The 15766-nt window shown below is 59.1% G+C and carries 15 protein-coding genes; 4 read left to right on the top strand and 11 right to left on the bottom strand.

All coding sequences use genetic code 11. The annotated features are described in order from the left end of the window. Position 1: 1 nt before the first annotated feature. A complete protein-coding gene (locus tag U1140_RS06805) occupies positions 2-2437 on the bottom strand; it encodes a hypothetical protein (RefSeq protein WP_369846779.1) in 2436 nt (811 codons plus the stop codon). Continuing rightward, positions 2434-3258, bottom strand: coding sequence for an NUDIX hydrolase (locus tag U1140_RS06800; protein WP_369846778.1), 825 nt, complete (start codon positions 3256-3258; stop codon positions 2434-2436). Before U1140_RS06800 ends, U1140_RS06805 begins: the two co-directional genes overlap by 4 nt. Between U1140_RS06800 and U1140_RS06795 the strand changes: the two genes are divergently transcribed. Genes U1140_RS06795 through U1140_RS06785 form a run of 3 tightly spaced genes read left to right on the top strand, consistent with a single transcriptional unit; the run spans position 3257 to position 5922 of the window. Continuing rightward, positions 3257-4744: a CCA tRNA nucleotidyltransferase gene (locus tag U1140_RS06795; RefSeq protein ID WP_369846802.1), complete on the top strand. Its 1488-nt coding sequence runs from the start codon at positions 3257-3259 to the stop codon at positions 4742-4744. The two genes, U1140_RS06800 and U1140_RS06795, sit on opposite strands and share 2 nt — an antisense overlap. Further along, the gene (locus U1140_RS06790; RefSeq protein ID WP_369846777.1) at positions 4745-5572 is read left to right on the top strand and encodes an AzlC family ABC transporter permease; all 828 of its coding nucleotides are present in this window, start codon (positions 4745-4747) and stop codon (positions 5570-5572) included. After that, positions 5572-5922, top strand: a complete 351-nt coding sequence (locus tag U1140_RS06785) for a branched-chain amino acid transporter permease (protein ID WP_369846776.1) — start codon at positions 5572-5574, stop codon at positions 5920-5922. Before U1140_RS06790 ends, U1140_RS06785 begins: the two co-directional genes overlap by 1 nt. A 20-nt stretch (positions 5923-5942) precedes the next feature. Here U1140_RS06785 and U1140_RS06780 read toward each other — a convergent pair whose 3' ends face one another. The 3 genes from U1140_RS06780 to U1140_RS06770 form a co-directional block, all read right to left on the bottom strand. Then, on the bottom strand, positions 5943-6287 hold the full coding sequence (locus tag U1140_RS06780; protein ID WP_369846775.1) for a hypothetical protein: 345 nt from the start codon (positions 6285-6287) through the stop codon (positions 5943-5945). A 23-nt stretch (positions 6288-6310) separates the two neighbouring features. Next, positions 6311-6682, bottom strand: coding sequence for a Rieske (2Fe-2S) protein (locus U1140_RS06775; RefSeq protein ID WP_369846774.1), 372 nt, complete (start codon positions 6680-6682; stop codon positions 6311-6313). A 74-nt stretch (positions 6683-6756) separates the two neighbouring features. Continuing rightward, positions 6757-7230, bottom strand: a complete 474-nt coding sequence (locus tag U1140_RS06770; protein ID WP_369846773.1) for an SdpI family protein — start codon at positions 7228-7230, stop codon at positions 6757-6759. 93 nt (positions 7231-7323) lie between these two features. Here U1140_RS06770 and U1140_RS06765 point away from each other — a divergent pair, with 93 nt between their 5' ends. After that, positions 7324-8619, top strand: coding sequence for a dicarboxylate/amino acid:cation symporter (locus U1140_RS06765; protein WP_369846772.1), 1296 nt, complete (start codon positions 7324-7326; stop codon positions 8617-8619). A gap of 184 nt (positions 8620-8803) precedes the next feature. On the opposite strand, the gene trpA is transcribed toward U1140_RS06765, so the two are convergent. From trpA to U1140_RS06735, 6 genes are all read right to left on the bottom strand, one after another. Next, the gene (gene trpA / locus U1140_RS06760) at positions 8804-9634 is read right to left on the bottom strand and encodes a tryptophan synthase subunit alpha (RefSeq protein ID WP_369846771.1); all 831 of its coding nucleotides are present in this window, start codon (positions 9632-9634) and stop codon (positions 8804-8806) included. Between the two features lie 2 nt (positions 9635-9636). Then, positions 9637-10896 (bottom strand): tryptophan synthase subunit beta, encoded by a 1260-nt coding sequence (gene trpB, locus U1140_RS06755; protein ID WP_369846770.1) that lies wholly within the window; start codon positions 10894-10896, stop codon positions 9637-9639. A 107-nt stretch (positions 10897-11003) separates the two neighbouring features. Next, positions 11004-12485, bottom strand: a complete 1482-nt coding sequence (gene trpCF, locus U1140_RS06750) for a bifunctional indole-3-glycerol-phosphate synthase TrpC/phosphoribosylanthranilate isomerase TrpF (protein ID WP_369846769.1) — start codon at positions 12483-12485, stop codon at positions 11004-11006. After that, entirely contained in the window at positions 12475-13530 is a 1056-nt protein-coding gene (gene trpD / locus U1140_RS06745) for an anthranilate phosphoribosyltransferase (protein ID WP_369846768.1), read from the bottom strand. Before trpD ends, trpCF begins: the two co-directional genes overlap by 11 nt. Then, a complete protein-coding gene (locus U1140_RS06740) occupies positions 13530-14165 on the bottom strand; it encodes an anthranilate synthase component II (protein ID WP_369846767.1) in 636 nt (211 codons plus the stop codon). Before U1140_RS06740 ends, trpD begins: the two co-directional genes overlap by 1 nt. Beyond that, positions 14162-15739 (bottom strand): anthranilate synthase component 1, encoded by a 1578-nt coding sequence (locus U1140_RS06735; protein ID WP_369846766.1) that lies wholly within the window; start codon positions 15737-15739, stop codon positions 14162-14164. The genes U1140_RS06740 and U1140_RS06735 overlap by 4 nt, the downstream gene beginning before the upstream one ends. Positions 15740-15766 lie beyond the last annotated feature (27 nt).

The raw sequence follows: 15766 nt of genomic DNA, 5'->3' as shown, positions 1-15766 counted from the left end.
GCTAATTCTTTCTGCGACGCCGCACCCGAAGCGTCACGGCGGTGGCCAACAATAAAGTCAACCCCGCGATGACGCCATACAAGATCACAGAATCGTTCCGAGTATTGACCGTGATTTCCACGGGCTGCGAAATTCCGGAGCCTTCTTCCGTAGAAAGCCAAAGCCGGATGTCGGTTCTGCCACGATCTGCAGGTATATCGGCTGTCATTGATACGGTAATCGAGCCGCGAGCGGGAATGCTAACTTGCTCCGGCGTGTTGAGACGCGTTCCTTCCGGGGATGCAAAATCCAGGTGCGTCGTCACCGGCAGCGGGAGCTGATTCTTGGCGACGACGAGCAGCGGTGAGGAATCGGAGACTCGGGTATAGACGTTGCCCGGTGGTGCCAGCGAAACGGATTCGCGCAGTTCTTTTAATACCGCGCGGTTTGCGTTGATGCGTTTCGCGGTGCCGGTGACGGCCTCGTCGTAAGTGCCAATACTATTGCGGCGGTGGTGCGACAGTGCGATGAGCATATCGCGGCGCAGCGACAGCGTGTATTCGTAACGTGTCAGGGCGATGTCTGGGTCGTTGTTCATGATCGACATCAGCTCGTTGATGTAGCGCACCTGTTGGCGCACCTGGGTGACTTCCAGGTCCGTGAATACTGCCGGGTCTGGGTAGGGGCTTCCCGACGCCGTCTCCGGGATTGCTGGATCCGCGATTGCGGCGTTGCCTTCGGTAACGGCGTTTTCCGCTAGTGCCGACGACAGTGGCCGGGCCACGATACCGGGTTCAGTCAGCAGTTCGGCTGCGGTCTCCAGCAGCGTATCGGCGATGGGTGCTTCGACGAGCGCGGGCAGAAGCGCGATGGTGCCGGCTGGGTGGTGGTTCGGCTCTGCCTCACTATTGCCGGTTCCGTTGCGCGCGGCGGTGCGCAGGGTGCTGGTCGCGGTGATGGTGCGCGCGTGGCTTGAGGCTTTTTCTGCCCCGGTGCGGTAGTCCAGCGGCTTGTAGGCGGCGGTCACTGGGTTGTCGCCGGTGTCGTTCAGCGTGGCCGCGAGGGCCCCGTCGTAGGTGGACACCCGCAAATTGGTTGCGGGGTCGTTGATGGCATCGGCGGCGGAGGGCACAGCATCGTCGGCAAGCAAGGCGTGCGCACCGTCGGGAAGGTTTCCTAAAGAAAAAGATGTTTCCCGTGAAACATAGCCACTTCCCGGCAACAGCACGGGTTCGGCCTCGAGCCCGAGAATGCGCTGCAGCAGCTCCGGGCCGCGGTCGGTGGCTTCATGGAGCAGCCAGCCGTCGTGAGTGGAATGCACTGCGTTCAGGTCAGTATTCGACCACGGCATCGCCATCACGCAGTCGAGCCCACGCAGCATGTCCAGCCAGCTGCGCGCAGCCTCTGCTCCCCTGCCGTGCTCACCGAGGTCAGGTTCACGTGATGCGCCCCAAGAATCCCGCAGGCGCACCGGCTCATTATTGATCTCCGGCCGGGTGTCATTGACGTAGTAGCCCTCGGTCATGCGGTATGCCATATTCACCACCGCCGGATCCAGAGCCATGCAGGCCGCGCCACCCAAATCATGGCTGCGATAGCTTTCGACGAGTTCATGCAACCGTCCGCCTGCGGAAATCTGTTCGGTGAAATCCTCTGAACGCACGATCAGCGGATCATCACCCGTCGCTCCCGGCACCGGATCAATGGCAGTCGAAACCGGCACGATGACCGACAGCCCGCGTTCCTCGCGCGCCGGACCGTGCGGTGGCAATGCTGGAAATTCTGGGGCAAATTCGGGCACAAATTCGGGATCGCGGGCGTCGGCAAGCGCCGCGGAATGCTCAGCAAAATCCTGTGCCCCGCCGACGGTGAGCACCATCCGCTCACTGGCTAAATGCACCGGGTCGCCATCCTGTAGACCCGTCAGAGTAAACAGCAAGGGATAGGACCCCGGCGTGTCGATGCTCAAGCTCGGTGACGCGGACAATGCAGTATCAATGTCAAGAAAAGCGCTGGTAGAGGTCTCTGGGTCCACTGCATCGAGGTGCATCGCATTGCCCCAGTAGGGGAAATCGCCAGTGGCCAGGGTTGCCTGGGCCTGGTCTGCCGATTCCACCGCGCTCGCCCTCCGCACGGTCACCTGCACGTCGGTGAGTTCTGATTTCGAGCGATTATCAATGCGAAACTCTGCGCGCAGCTGATGCTCCAGCCCGACGGCGCTGGTGGCCGGAGTGCCGGAATCGGCATCGTGTAGGGAGAGTAAAGACAACGAGATATCTTCGTCGGCATGCGGATCATGCGGCAGGCCCCACAGCTCAGACCGGTCTGGTGAAACCGGCACCGGTTCTGGTGCGGCTGCGGCGACAGGGCTAGTAAACGGCAGGGCAACTGGTGCGCCCGCCAGCGTCGTGAACGCCGCGAGCACCGCAATCATCGACGAAGCAGCCCAGCGACTCATCGCGGCGTGATCCTTCCCGCCTCTTTTTCCGCGCGCGCTAAATCCGGCAACAAGTCGTGTGCCCGCCGGGCGAGTTTGCGTTCGTCAGCATAAGCGAGTCGCTCAATCAATTCGGCAGCCGGAATCCAGGACACTTCCGTGACCTCGGGATCTTCGTCGTTAAGCCAACCGTCGACAAAACGCAACAGGTGGTGATGCACCGTTTTATGGATGCGCACCCCGTCGGAGACGAACCAATAGTCAATGACGCCGAGTGGCTCAAAAACCTCGCCGTGGATGCCGGTTTCTTCCCACACCTCGCGCTCCGCGGTTACTTTATGGTCTTCGTCCGGCTCCACGTGGCCCTTGGGCATCGACCACAGCAAACGGCCGCGACGGTCCAGGCGTCCGATGAGTGCGACATAGATCGTCGAAAGATCAACCTCGCCATTTTCGGCTACGGCCTCGGCCAGACCAGACAGCACCAAACCACCCGCTGAAGTCTCGGTGCGGGTTTCCATTACGGAGCGCTGGTGTCCCTGCCCGCGCCGTGGTGGCGCATTTTTGTTCGCCTGCTTGGGGCGCTTGCTGCGCCGGGGCTTGTGCGCTGCCGAGCTGGGCTTTTTCTGGGCGTGCGTCTTGTCGCCGGCTTGCGGTGCGGCGTTACCATTGTTGCCCTTCGGCGAATTGCTGCTGGTGTTGCTGTTGTTAGAGCTGCTGCCGTTGCTGCCGCTGGCGTTGTTGGATCCGCTGCCGCTGGCGGGAGTGCGACCTCCCCTCTGTGATGCCGAGCGACGCCGTCTCCGGCGCCGACTTTTGTGGCTATTTTCCTCGTTAGTCATTACCCATGATCGTAGTAGACTAACGGAGGTGAATTCTTCAGACACCCAGCAGATTGCTTTGTTAGCACGCGCCACCGAAGCCGTTCGCGAACTCTCCCCACTTCTGGCGGGATTGGTGCAACGATTCGATGAGGCCGGGTATCAGTTGTTTTTGGTCGGCGGTTCTGTCCGCGATGCGATGCTTTCGCGTCTGGGACATGATCTAGATTTCACCACCGACGCCCGCCCGGACGTCGTCAAGCCGATTTTGGATGAGTGGGCCGAGACCGTGTGGGATACCGGCATCGCATTCGGCACCGTTTCTGCGGTGAAAAAAGGCGAACAGATAGAGTTGACGACCTTCCGCTCCGATGCCTACGACGGTGATTCCCGCAATCCCGTCGTCGAATTTGGCGACACCCTGCAGGGCGATTTGATCCGCCGTGACTTCAAGGTCAACGCCATGGCGGTGGAATTGATGCTTGACGACGAAGACCCGTCTGTGGTGACTGGTCGCTTCCACGATCCCGTTGGCGGTTTCGAGGACATGGTCGCCGGCGTGCTCGATACCCCGGATTCGCCCGAGATTTCTTTCCATGATGATCCGCTGCGCATGTTGCGTGCCGCTCGCTTTGTTTCCCAACTTGGTTTGCAGATTGCCGACCGGGTGCGGGAGGCAATGACGACGATGGCTTCCGAGATCAACCGCATCACCGTCGAGCGCGTGCAGGTGGAACTGGACAAGCTGATGGTTGGTCTAGACCCAGTGGCCGGCATCGAGGTGCTCGTCGACACGGGCTTGGCCGAGTACATTCTGCCGGAGATTCCGGCCCTGGCGATGGAGCCGGATGAGCACTTGCAGCACAAGGACGTATATAAACACTCGTTGACGGTGCTGCAACAAGCAATAGATCTGGAAGACCCCGACCAGGAGCCCGATCTCGTGCTGCGTTGGGCGGCATTGTTGCACGATATTGGCAAGCCAGCGACGCGGGCGAAAAAGCCCGGCGGTGGGGTAAGTTTCCATCACCACGAGGTGGTCGGCGCGAAGATGACGCGCAAGCGCTTGCGCAAGTTGAAATATCCCAAGGCAGTGACCGAAGACATCGCCAATCTGGTCTTTTTGCACATGCGTTTTCACGGTTTCAGCGAAGGCGAATGGACCGATTCCGCGGTGCGCCGGTATGTGACTGACGCCGGGCATCTGCTGCCCCGACTGCACAAATTGGTTCGTGCGGACTGCACCACGCGCAACCAGAAAAAGGCGCGCCGCCTGCGCCGTGCCTACGATAACTTGCTTGCCCGTATCGACGAGATTCAGGAAAAGGAAGATCTCGCGCGGGTGCGCCCGGATTTGGATGGCAACGAGATCATGGAGGTCTTAGGCCTGCAACCAGGTCCGGAAGTTGGCAAGGCTTGGGCGTATTTGAAGGAACTGCGATTGGAGCACGGCCCGCTGGGCAAAGAAGAAGCGATCGCCAAGTTAAAAGAGAAATGGGAGCAGTAATTGTCTTCGCCGGCAGCCGAGCCACCCACCCCGCGTAGTTGGCGCGAGTCCGTTCGTGCCGGTCTGCGGGAAGCGGCGCCGGTGACCCTCGGCCTCGTACCGCTGGGGCTTGCATTCGGAGTGTTTATTACCCAACTCGGCTTCGCTTGGTGGTGGGCGCCGGTTTTCTCGGTCGTGATTTATGCCGGCTCGATGGAGTTTCTGGCTCCGGGGTTGATGACCGCCGGGGTGGGACCACTGTCGGCGGCGCTGACCGGATTCATGGTCAACTTCCGGCATATTTTCTATGGGTTGAGTTTCCCACGTGAACGCGTACGTTCGGTAACGGGCAAAATCTATTCCACCTATGCCTTAACGGATGAGTCTTATGCGATCACTGCGGCTCGTCCGCAAGATGCCCCGGTTGATGGGACCCAATTATTGGCGGGACAAATTGCGTTGCAATGTTCTTGGGTGGGTTCTGGCACGTTCGCTGCCATTACGAGTGCGGCACTCCCCGACAGTATCGAGGGCATGGATTTCGCCTTGACCGCACTGTTTATTGTGTTGGCCTGGGAAGCGTTCAATAATCACCGTGACTACTCGCTGTTGCTCGTCTCTGGTGTTCTCGCCGTTGTGTGTGGAGTGCTGTTGCCGGGGCAGATGCTGGTGGTCGCTTTGACTGCATACTTTGGCTTTTTAGTTGCGCGTCACCTCTCCCCTACCTTTGATTCCTGGGTGGAACTTCGGCGTGAACCTCGCAACCAGGCCCGCCACGGCAGTATCGCCACTGCACGATTCAGTGACCGCCACCGGCACGTGGGCAACATCGAAGCGGGTGAGCAGTAATGGAAAATTATGGTTTGCCCGCCGGCATGAGCTTGTCGCAGGTGCTCGCGGTGTTGATCCCGGTGGCGCTCGTGACGCTGGCGTTGCGTCAAATCCCGTTCTCTTTCATCAGGCTCATGCGCGGTAGCCCGCTGGTGAGCCTGTTGGCGGTATTGATGCTCGCCGGCGTGATGGTGGTGCTGGTCATTTACACGATTTTCGAGCGCCCGTTTTCTTTTGCGGTTGTGCTTTCGACGCTTGCTGGTATCGCGGTGACCGTGGGCTTGCATCGGTGGCGCCGCTCGCCAGCGCTGTCGATTATTGGCGGCACGGCTGCTTACGTAGCGTGCATCAACCTGATTTTTGCTTGATGCGGCTTAAGGCTACGGGTTTAGCCGAGTTCCGGGAATCGCTGCTGCGCTTCCACCCACCAGGCTTCGAAAGCGTCGTTACTTAACCGCTTGGTGGTGATGTCCGGATAGTCGCCGTAAGTGTCAGGGTGCGGCACTGTGGTCTTCGGAATATCGATCTGCCCAGCGCGTGTGAGTTTTTCTTGTGCGGTCCCTGGCTTGTCGACGTGCGCTGCCCCGGCAATGGTTTCTTCCGGCGTCAACGCAATCATGCGGTGCACGACGCAGTCATTTCCGGTTTCTTCGAGATCCGCCAAATGGATCGCCGTACCCGCACCGGGAATGGTCAAAGTCAGGCGCGTATAAAGATGTTTCACGTGAAACATTCCCCTTTCTGGTAGCTTTCCGGCTATCCCTGAACGTTGAGCTTGTCTCCCGCCTCTTTTATTGAGGCGGTTTCCATTGGATCGCGGGCTGGGCCTTGCACCACCGAACCGTCAGCAATGTTAAACACGGAGTTGTGCGCGGTGCAGCGTACTTGATCGCCTTCCACTTTGGTGATGAGGTTGCGCTGGTGGGGACAGCGTTGTGAATAGGCCAGGTACGTTCCGGCCTGTGGTTGCGCGATAATAAATCCGTCAGCAATGATTGCGGAACCAACCGGCACCTCAGCCTTGGCCACTTCGACGGAAGGCTCCTCCCCGCATGCGGCCAGGAAAGCGCCAGCAACGGTGGTGGCAGAACCTAAAAGAAACATTCGGCGGGAACAGTTTTTAGCCATGTGATGGTCACTCCTATAACGTCACAGTGTCGTTAATCGGTGGGGTTTTAGTAAGGGTCTAATAGGACGTTCAATTATTGATTATCGGCTTGTTCGGCGGCTTTCCGAAGCGCGCCAACATCAACCGCGGGAGCAGCCGACTTTTCTTCCGCCGCTGCCCCACCACCAGACGAGCAACACCCACCGGTCGTTTCGCTGTTTTGCTTCGCGCTGACATTCTGGTCATACAGCACCGCGGTACGCGCTCCCAGGTTTGCGCCATAGGATAACGCGATGATGCCAACGATCGTCGTCAAGACCGGGATCGCCCACATGAGGCCCGTCGCTTGCAGGGAAACCAAAGCACCGAAAATGAAGCTTGCTGCTGCGACTAACCAGATGGGGCCGGCCACCGCGTGCGAGGTGATCCAGGCTTCCGGGGATTTGCGAGCTTCGTGGACGCGAAGTCCAACAATGCTGTTGCCGGGTAGTTTTTTCATCGTGGCGAGCCCACCCACCACGAGAACGACGGCGGCCAAAGCGAACAAGATAATGGAAACGACGATCATGCCCTCAGTCTAGCCCTGCCTGCAGGAATGAGGAAAACACTTCGCTATGCTTAAAACGTCCTGAATCCCACCGTCTAGAATTATGAGTTTTCTATGAGTGTTCGTAAGGTCAGCTCTTCGTTGCTGTTCCGCGTCGTGGTGGCGATCATCCTGGGGATCGTCACCGGTTTGTTCTTCCCGGAATGGCTTGCCCGAGTGTTCGTCACCTTCAATGGTCTGTTTAGTCAATTCCTCGGCTTCTTCGTCCCTGTTCTCATCTTCGCCCTGATTACCCCTGCCATCGCGGGGCTCGGCCGAGGTGCCGGCAAATGGCTTGGCATCACCACCGGCATCGCCTATGCGTCGACCATTGGTGCTGGCCTGCTGGCTTATGCCGTCGCGATTCTAGTTTACCCGGGCTTGTTGGGTGACCAGCGTCTTGACCTCAACGTCAGCGACGTCGAAGAAGGCGCGTTGGCGCCGTACTTCGAGGTGGAAATGGCTCCGCCATTTGAGATCGTCACCGGCCTGTTGCTGGCTTTCGCCATCGGGCTGGCAATGACTGCCATACCATCCCCGGGTCTGCTTAAGGGCATTCGCGAGTTCGAGAAGATCGTCATGAAGGTCATTACCGCTTTCGTGATTCCGCTGCTGCCGTTGTTCATTTACGGAATTTTCTTGAACCTCGCGATGAACGAGAACCTGGGCGACGTCATCAATTCCTTCGCGCGTGTGCTCGTGCTGTCCGTCGTCATGACCTGGGTCGTGATCGTGCTGCAGTACCTGATCGCGGGAGCGCTGGCGCGCCGCAACCCGTTTAGCGCGCTGAAGAACATGCTGCCGGCCTACTTCACCGCACTCGGAACTTCCTCGTCCGCGGCCACCATTCCGGTGACGTACAAGTCGACGCTGAAGAACAACGTGGCTCCGAACATCGCCGGATTCGTAGTGCCGCTGGGTGCGACCATGCACCTGTCTGGCTCCATGACCAAGTTGGTACTCTACGCTTTCGCCATCGTGTACTTGTCGAGCCTGGAGGTCAGCTTCGGTCTGGCCCTCGGCTTCATGCTGTTGTTGGGCATCATGATGGTGGCAGCCCCTGGTGTTCCTGGCGGAGCAGTTTATGCTGCACTGGGACTATTGGGCAGCATGCTGGGATTCGACGAAGACATGCTTGCGCTGATGATCGCGGCCTACATTGTGGTGGACTCGTTCGGTACTGCCGCGAATATTACTGGCGACGGTGCGATTGCCATGCTTATTAACAAGTGGACGAAAAACGGAACCACCGCTGACGGTGCACAGCTTCCTGATGACTATGACGCTCCGGATTTCGGTGATGAAGACGCAGTTTCACAGACTGTGACTCCGGGAGAAGCTGCCCAACCACAGCGCGATAATCTGCGCTAATTACGGCAGGCGCGCTAAGACGCGTGCCGGTTTAACTACACAAAAGACGACGTTTCACGTGAAACGTCGTCTTTTTCTATGCGGCGTCTTGCCTGCAATATCAGCTGCGTGGAATGTCAGCTGTGTGCAACGTCAGCTGTGGAGGTCGCTAGCCGCAGTGGTAGTCAGCCCAACGGGTAGCCGTTTACCGGGTGGCTGCTTTCATCTCTGCCACATAGCGGGAAACCTCGTCGGCGAGTGCGTTGAGATCGAACTTGTTGCCAGCCTCCGAAGATTCGACGCCCGCAGAGATGATGCGCGTGATTGCCGAGCCGGTAATCGCCCCCGCTGCCCCAGCGTCCAAAGCGGCGCGAACGTGCTCGGGTTTAGAGATTCCGAATCCCAGCAGAACTGGTGGGCCGTCGAAACGCTGGATGGCATCTACGACAGAGTCCAGACCACCGGACTCTGCTTCTTTATCAGCGCCGGTGACACCGTGGCGTGAAAGCGCATATATATATCCCGACGAATTCTCACTGACGGCGCGCAGGGTGTCGTCGTTAGCGCGGGCCGGGGCGATAAAGATTTGCGAAATCCCGGCTTGTTGTGCCGCCGCGACGAATGGGGCTCCCTCGCGGGTGGGCACGTCGGGAATCAGAATGGAATCTGCACCGGCGGCAGCACAGGATTGGTAAAACTCTGTGGTTCCCTTGCTCACCGCGAGATTGCAATAGACCAACAGCCCGATCGGAGTCTCGGGGAACTCCTCGCGGATCTGCCGCAATTGCTGCATGGATTTATCCAGGCTCGCACCGCCACGCAATGCACGCTGGTGAGATTTTTCAATCTCCGGACCGTCGGCAACTGGGTCACTGAAGGGAATGCCGATCTCCAGTGCATCGGCTCCAGCATTAACCGCCGCCCGAATCAGCTCGAGTGAAGCCTCATAGCTGGGATCACCGAGCATGAAAAACGGCACAAAAGCGCCCTCGTGCTTGTCGCGAAGATCAGCAAACAGTGTTTCGTAACGTCCCATGATTATGCCTGACCCTTTTCGTTGTCCCGGTTATCTTCATCGCTTTTGTCATCCGCATAGCGCGCCCAGGCGCCAGTCTCGTCTTCGACATCACCCAACACGTGACGCACGTGATCGATATCTTTATCACCACGACCAGACAGTGAGACCACGATGGAGATATCTTCATCTTTGCGCTTCAGTGCATACGCCAGCGCATGCGACGACTCCAGCGCCGGAATGATGCCTTCTTTTTGTGCGAGCAATTGGAATGCCTCGAGTGCTTCCGTGTCAGTGATGCCGACATAGGTTGCACGGCCGGTGGCATGCAAGTGTGCGTGCTGTGGGCCGACTCCGGGATAATCCAACCCGGCAGAAATCGAATACGATTCATCGACTTGCCCTTCAGCGTTACGCATCAAATACGAACGCGTGCCGTGCAAGATGCCAACGGTTCCCTGCGTAATGGTGGCGCCGTGACGTCCGGAATCGACACCCTTACCGCCGGGCTCGGCTCCGACGAGTTCAACGTCGGGCTCGTCGATGAAATCCGCAAACATACCAATCGCGTTTGAACCTCCGCCGACGCAGGCGACGACAACGTCGGGAAGTCCGCCGGTGCGTTCAATCATCTGGGCCTTCGCCTCGGTGGAAATCACGCGGTGGAATTCCCGCACGATGGTCGGAAATGGGTGCGGGCCGGCTGCGGTACCGAGCAAATAATGCGAATCCTCGAAGGTTGCGGTCCAATCGCGCAAGGCTTCGTTTACTGCATCTTTCAGCGTCCCGGAGCCAGTCTCCACGGAGACGACTTTTGCGCCCATGAGTTCCATGCGGAACACGTTTGGTGCTTGACGACGCACGTCTTCGGCTCCCATGTAGACCACGCACTCGAGATCCAGTAGCGCGCAGGCCAATGCCGTTGCGGTGCCATGCTGGCCAGCGCCGGTCTCGGCGATCACGCGAGTTTTACCCATGCGTTTGGCCAACAATGCTTGACCCAGCACCTGATTGGTCTTGTGCGCACCACCGTGCACGAGATCTTCACGCTTCAGAAAGATCCGCGCTTTACCACCCAAGCGGGTGGCTTCGGTGAGCGGCGTTGGGCGACCCAGGTAGTCCTTGAGCAAGCGCGCCAGTTCCTCTTTGAATGATGGATCCTCCATGGCGTTGACGAAGGCTCGCTCTAATTGATCCAACGCGGGGATTAGAGATTCGGGGACGAATTGCCCGCCGAATTCGCCGAAATATGCCGGCAGGATGGTCGCACGGTCGTTGCTCATGGTGTGTCCTCGTCTGCTGATTACTCGTCGTAAAGAACTTTAATGGGATCGTCTGTGGTTTCGCGATTGGCTTTACGATGGGGATTTACACGAATACTGGTTCCAGTTTATCCCTGCGGCTGCGTGTAGTCGCGGATGGTGTTGAAGATGCTACGAAGGATCGCGGAATCCTTGCGTGGTGCTGCAGCCGGGCCCGCACTTGCGCCGTCCGTGGCGGCAGCTGGCGCGACTTCGACCCCGGAATTGAGATCGATACCGAGGCAGTTGGTCTCGAGGGCACCGTTAATATTGTCGGCACCGATTCCACCGGCGAGCACTACCTGCGGCTTGATCTCCTCGGGAATCCGCGCCCAGTCGAAGGAAGTTCCGCTTCCCCCCTGCCCTGCGTCGAGTACCAGCTTGTCCGCTGTACCCGGAACGAGAAGTTCGTGGAGGCGTTCCGGTTCTACTTCCGAGGTAGTCATGGAAATCGCGCGCCAGATCTCGAGGCCGGAATCTTTGGGGTCACAGCCGGCGTCGCTAAGCTCGGTTCGCACCGCTGCGAGCAACTCCTCTTCCCCGGTGATGGAACCCTGGTACGGGCTGTGGATCTGCAGGGCGTGGATACCCGGTTGCACCAATTCGGCCCAGCCATGGGTTCGGCGTGATACCGCGACGTAGCGTAACCCGGGTTCGTCGGCGATGATTTGTTGTGATGTTTCACGTGAAACATTGCGCGGAGATGCTTCTTCGAAGATCAAACCGCCGTAGACTGCCCCTGCAGCGCGCGCTGCTTGCGCGGTGCTTGGCGTCGTCAAACCACAGACTTTGTTATGACCGTAGACCAAGGCGCGGGCTGCCCAATCGGTATCTGGTTGTGAGGACAATTGTGAGCCCACCAAGAAACCGGAAGCATGTGCGCCCAACATCCGTACCGCTGTGTTGTCGCGAATTCCCGATTCCGAAATTGCGAGCGTTCCTGCAGGCAGCAACTCTGCCAATCGGGCGGTGCGTGAGAGGTCGATGGAAAGATCGTGCAAGTTCCGGTTGTTGATTCCCACGATTCGTGCGCCGAGACGCAGCGCGCGGGCGACTTCGTCCTCGTCGATTACTTCGGTGAGCACGTCCAGCCCTAATTCGTCGGCAAGCGCTGCGAGCTGAGCGTATTCCTCGTCATCCAATACCGAAAGCATCAGCAAAATCGCATCGGCACCGTAATAGCGCGCAGCATATAACTGCACCGGATCGATGATGAAGTCCTTGCACAACACCGGCAGATGTGTCGACATGGACACGGTCGCCAAATGGTCATAATCGCCACCAAAATGCTCCGGCTCGCACAACACGGAAATTCCGGCGGCATAGCGGGAATACACTCTCGCCAATTCGCCCGGCTGATAATCTGCGCGGATCAGCCCCAGCGAGGGTGACGACGACTTACATTCCATGATGAACGCCTGCGGACGTGCACGCAGTGATTCGTACAAACTGCGCCCGGAACGCGCCAGCTGCGTGCGGTCAACGTGCGCGATGCGCTCGGCAATGGCTTGCAGGTGCGTGCGGCGCTGCGCGACGATATTTTCCAACACCGTGGGTAATTTATCGCTCACCGTAATCTGCCTCCTCGTGGGTGGCCAACCAATTCTGTACGGTTCCGTCGTTGATAATCGTGCGTGCCATCTCGGTGCCCTCGGCGATGGAAGCAGCCTTGCCGCTCACATAGAACATCGCTCCGGCGTTCACCGCGACGGCGTCGTGATGCGCCTGCGGTGCGCTGCCGCCAAAAATGGCGCGGATGGCCGCTGCATTCGCTGCCCCGTCGCCGCCTTCCAGATCGGACAACTGATGGCGTGTGGCCCCGATCTCCTCCGGGGTCAATTCATAGCGGGAAATCTCGCCGTCCTGCAGCTCCCAGATCGTGGTCGGACCATGCACAGCAAGCTCGTCAGTGCCGGAACCGTGGACGACCAGTGCGCGCTTGCGACCTAATTCGCGGAAAACCTCGGCGATGGTTTGGCCCATTTCTGGGCGGGCGATGCCCATCAACTGGTACTCCGGGCGTGCCGGTGACAGCAGTGGGCCCAGCGTATTGAACAAGGTGGGTACTTTCAGAGCTTTACGCACGGGCATAACGTGCGCGACGGCCGGGTGGTACGCCGGGGCGAACAAGAAGGTGAACCCGGAGTTTTCAAACTGCGTGACCGCGCGGTCCACATCTAGATCCAAAGGAATATTCAGCGCCTCCAGCACGTCGGCAGAACCCGAGCGCGAGGAAACCGAGCGGTTCCCACCTTTGACCACCTTCGCTCCCCCAGCGGCTGCCACGAGTGAAGCCGCGGTGGAAATATTGATGGTGTTCGTGCCGTCGCCACCCGTGCCAGCGGTATCCAACAACCCTGCACCAGTGATGGGGAATGGTCGCGCGGCAGCGATGAAGGCCTGGGCGGCGCCAGCAATATCGGCGAAGGTCTCGCCGCGGGTGCGGATCGTGGCCAAGAGCGCAGCGATGTGCACGTTTTCGTATTCACCGACCGTCAGCGGTTCGAAGACCTCGCGCGCTTGTTCAATAGTGGGATCGTGGTTGTCCAAGTACGCCAGCAGGCGATTCAGCGGCGCAGCGTTGGTTCCAGAGTTGGCGTCAGCGTTATCAGTCATCAGCACTTCCCTTTCGTCAAAAACTCGATGCAGCGATTCAACAAGATGGGGCCAGTCGGGCTCAAGATGGATTCCGGGTGAAACTGCAAACCCAAACACGAGCCATCGGGTGCATAGGCGGCCATCGCCACATCCCCCAAGTCAGTTTCCGTGGTTGCCAGGACTTCCAGCTGCTCTGGTGGATTCGCACACGCCAATGAGTGGTAGCGCGCCACCGGCACCAGACGGCCGACGTGGTCGGGTTTGTCCGGCTCCTGGTCAATCGTCAGCCCGGCAAACAGTGGGTGCTGTGCGCCTGCATCCGTCAGCGTCATCGGTACTGAGCGTCCATGCACCGGACCACAGGGCTCCACGCTGCCGCCGTAGTGTTCTAGCAGAGCTTGGAATCCCAGGCAGATTCCGAGTACCGGAATTTCGCCGTGGATGGCGTCGAGAAGCGCCATCATGTTTCCTGTCTCGCGCGGATGCCCCGGCCCCGGTGAGAACAACAGCAGGTCCGGCTTCGCCGCCAGCACCGTCTCGACGGGCACGGTGTTGCGGAAGACCGTGCAGTGGTGCCCGGCGAGTGCGTCGACAAGGTTATAAATAAACGAATCGCGGTTATCGATCACCACGACATGCGGTTGTGTGCTCATCGTGCCACCTCCACTGGTGCCCCCAAAGCGACGGCATCGAGTACCGCATACGCTTTATGTACTGTTTCGTCGGCTTCGGATTGCGGCGTGGAATCACGCACGACGCCGGCTCCTGCCTGAATGATTGCTTGCCCACCGCGCACGAATGCGCTGCGGATGACGATGCAGTTATCCATGCGCCCATCGCCACCCAGATAGCCAACCGCGCCGCCATAGGAGCCGCGACGCTTACCTTCCACCCCACGCAACAGATCGACCGCACGCAATTTCGGTGCGCCGGTCAGGGTACCCATGTTCATGCATGCACGATAAGCATCCAGGGCGTCGAAATCTTCGTGCAGCGTGGCGGTCACACGGGAGACCAGGTGCATTACGCGTGAATACCGGTCGACTTGCAGCAACTCGGCGACCCTCCGCGTGCCGGGAACCGCGACGCGGGCGAGATCGTTGCGCGCGAGATCCACCAGCATCGTGTGCTCCGCGAGCTCTTTGTGGTCGGTGCGCATTTCCAGCTCGTTGCGGATATCGAGCTCGTGGTTGACGCTGCCGTCCGGGTTCAGGCCTCGCGGACGGGTACCGGCAATTGGGTACAGCTGCACTTCGCGGGTATCTGGGGAGAATTTCAGGTTCGATTCGGGAGAAGCGCCGAATAATTCGTAGTTCTCGCCGCGGAAATAGAACATATATGGCGACGGGTTCGTCTGCAGTAGTCGTCGATACGAGGCAAAAGCATCCGCGCACGGCGCACTGAAAGTACGCGCGGGCACCACTTGGTAGATATCGCCGTGATAGATATTGCCTTTTAGCGCTTCGACATGACTGCGGAACTGTTTATCGTCGAAGTCCGTGCTCACTCGCAGCGGTCGCGTCGTATCGACGCCGTGCTCTGGAGCTGGTAACGGCGTGAGTTCTTGCTCGGCTGCAGTGACATAGGCGTCCAGCCGCTTGTCGACGTCGTGTTGGCTGGTGGCCACCCCGCACACGTAGGCCGCTTGTGAAAGGTGGTCGACTTTCAGCAGTGTTTCGGCGACGACAAACTCATAATCCGGGTAGGTGTTGTCCCCTTCGGCCACCTCTGGCAGAGATTCAAACGTTGCCAAAAAGTCATAGGCGAAGCCACCGGCGAGTAGCGGCAGGTCCGGTGACTCTTCTCCCCCACTGCCGTATTGCGTACTGAACTGGAGGCGACGAAGTACTTCTGCTGGCGACGTCGCCAGCAGGCGTTCGCGTTCGTCGGCGGCCTGGGAGGCTGGGAATTCGAAGGTGGCCGCTTGCCTCTCGTCGGCAGGTGTGTCCAGCACATAGTCGGCGAGTTCCGTGCGCAATTTGGCGAGGATCTCTTCGCCGGTCGTCGTCAAGGCCTGGGTAGTGACGACGTTTCCCTGGCAGCGTACGCGCAATGCAGAATCCAACACCGCGAGGCACAAGAGATTTTTCTTTGATTCAATATCTGCTGATTCCAACAGCACGGTATCCGTGCGCCTGAGGCCGCCGAGGTGGGCGAAAAGCTGCGCGGCATCCGCGTGATAGCGCAGATCGCGGCGCGCCGTGTGTAGCTGTGCAGCGAAATTCATAGCCCTAACAATACTGTGTGGCAGCCT

Source organism: Corynebacterium drakensteinense (assembly GCF_041224285.1).
Lineage (GTDB): Bacteria > Actinomycetota > Actinomycetes > Mycobacteriales > Mycobacteriaceae > Corynebacterium.
The sequence above is the reverse complement of the archived record's forward strand: the minus strand, read 5'-3'. Positions and strand labels throughout refer to the sequence as shown.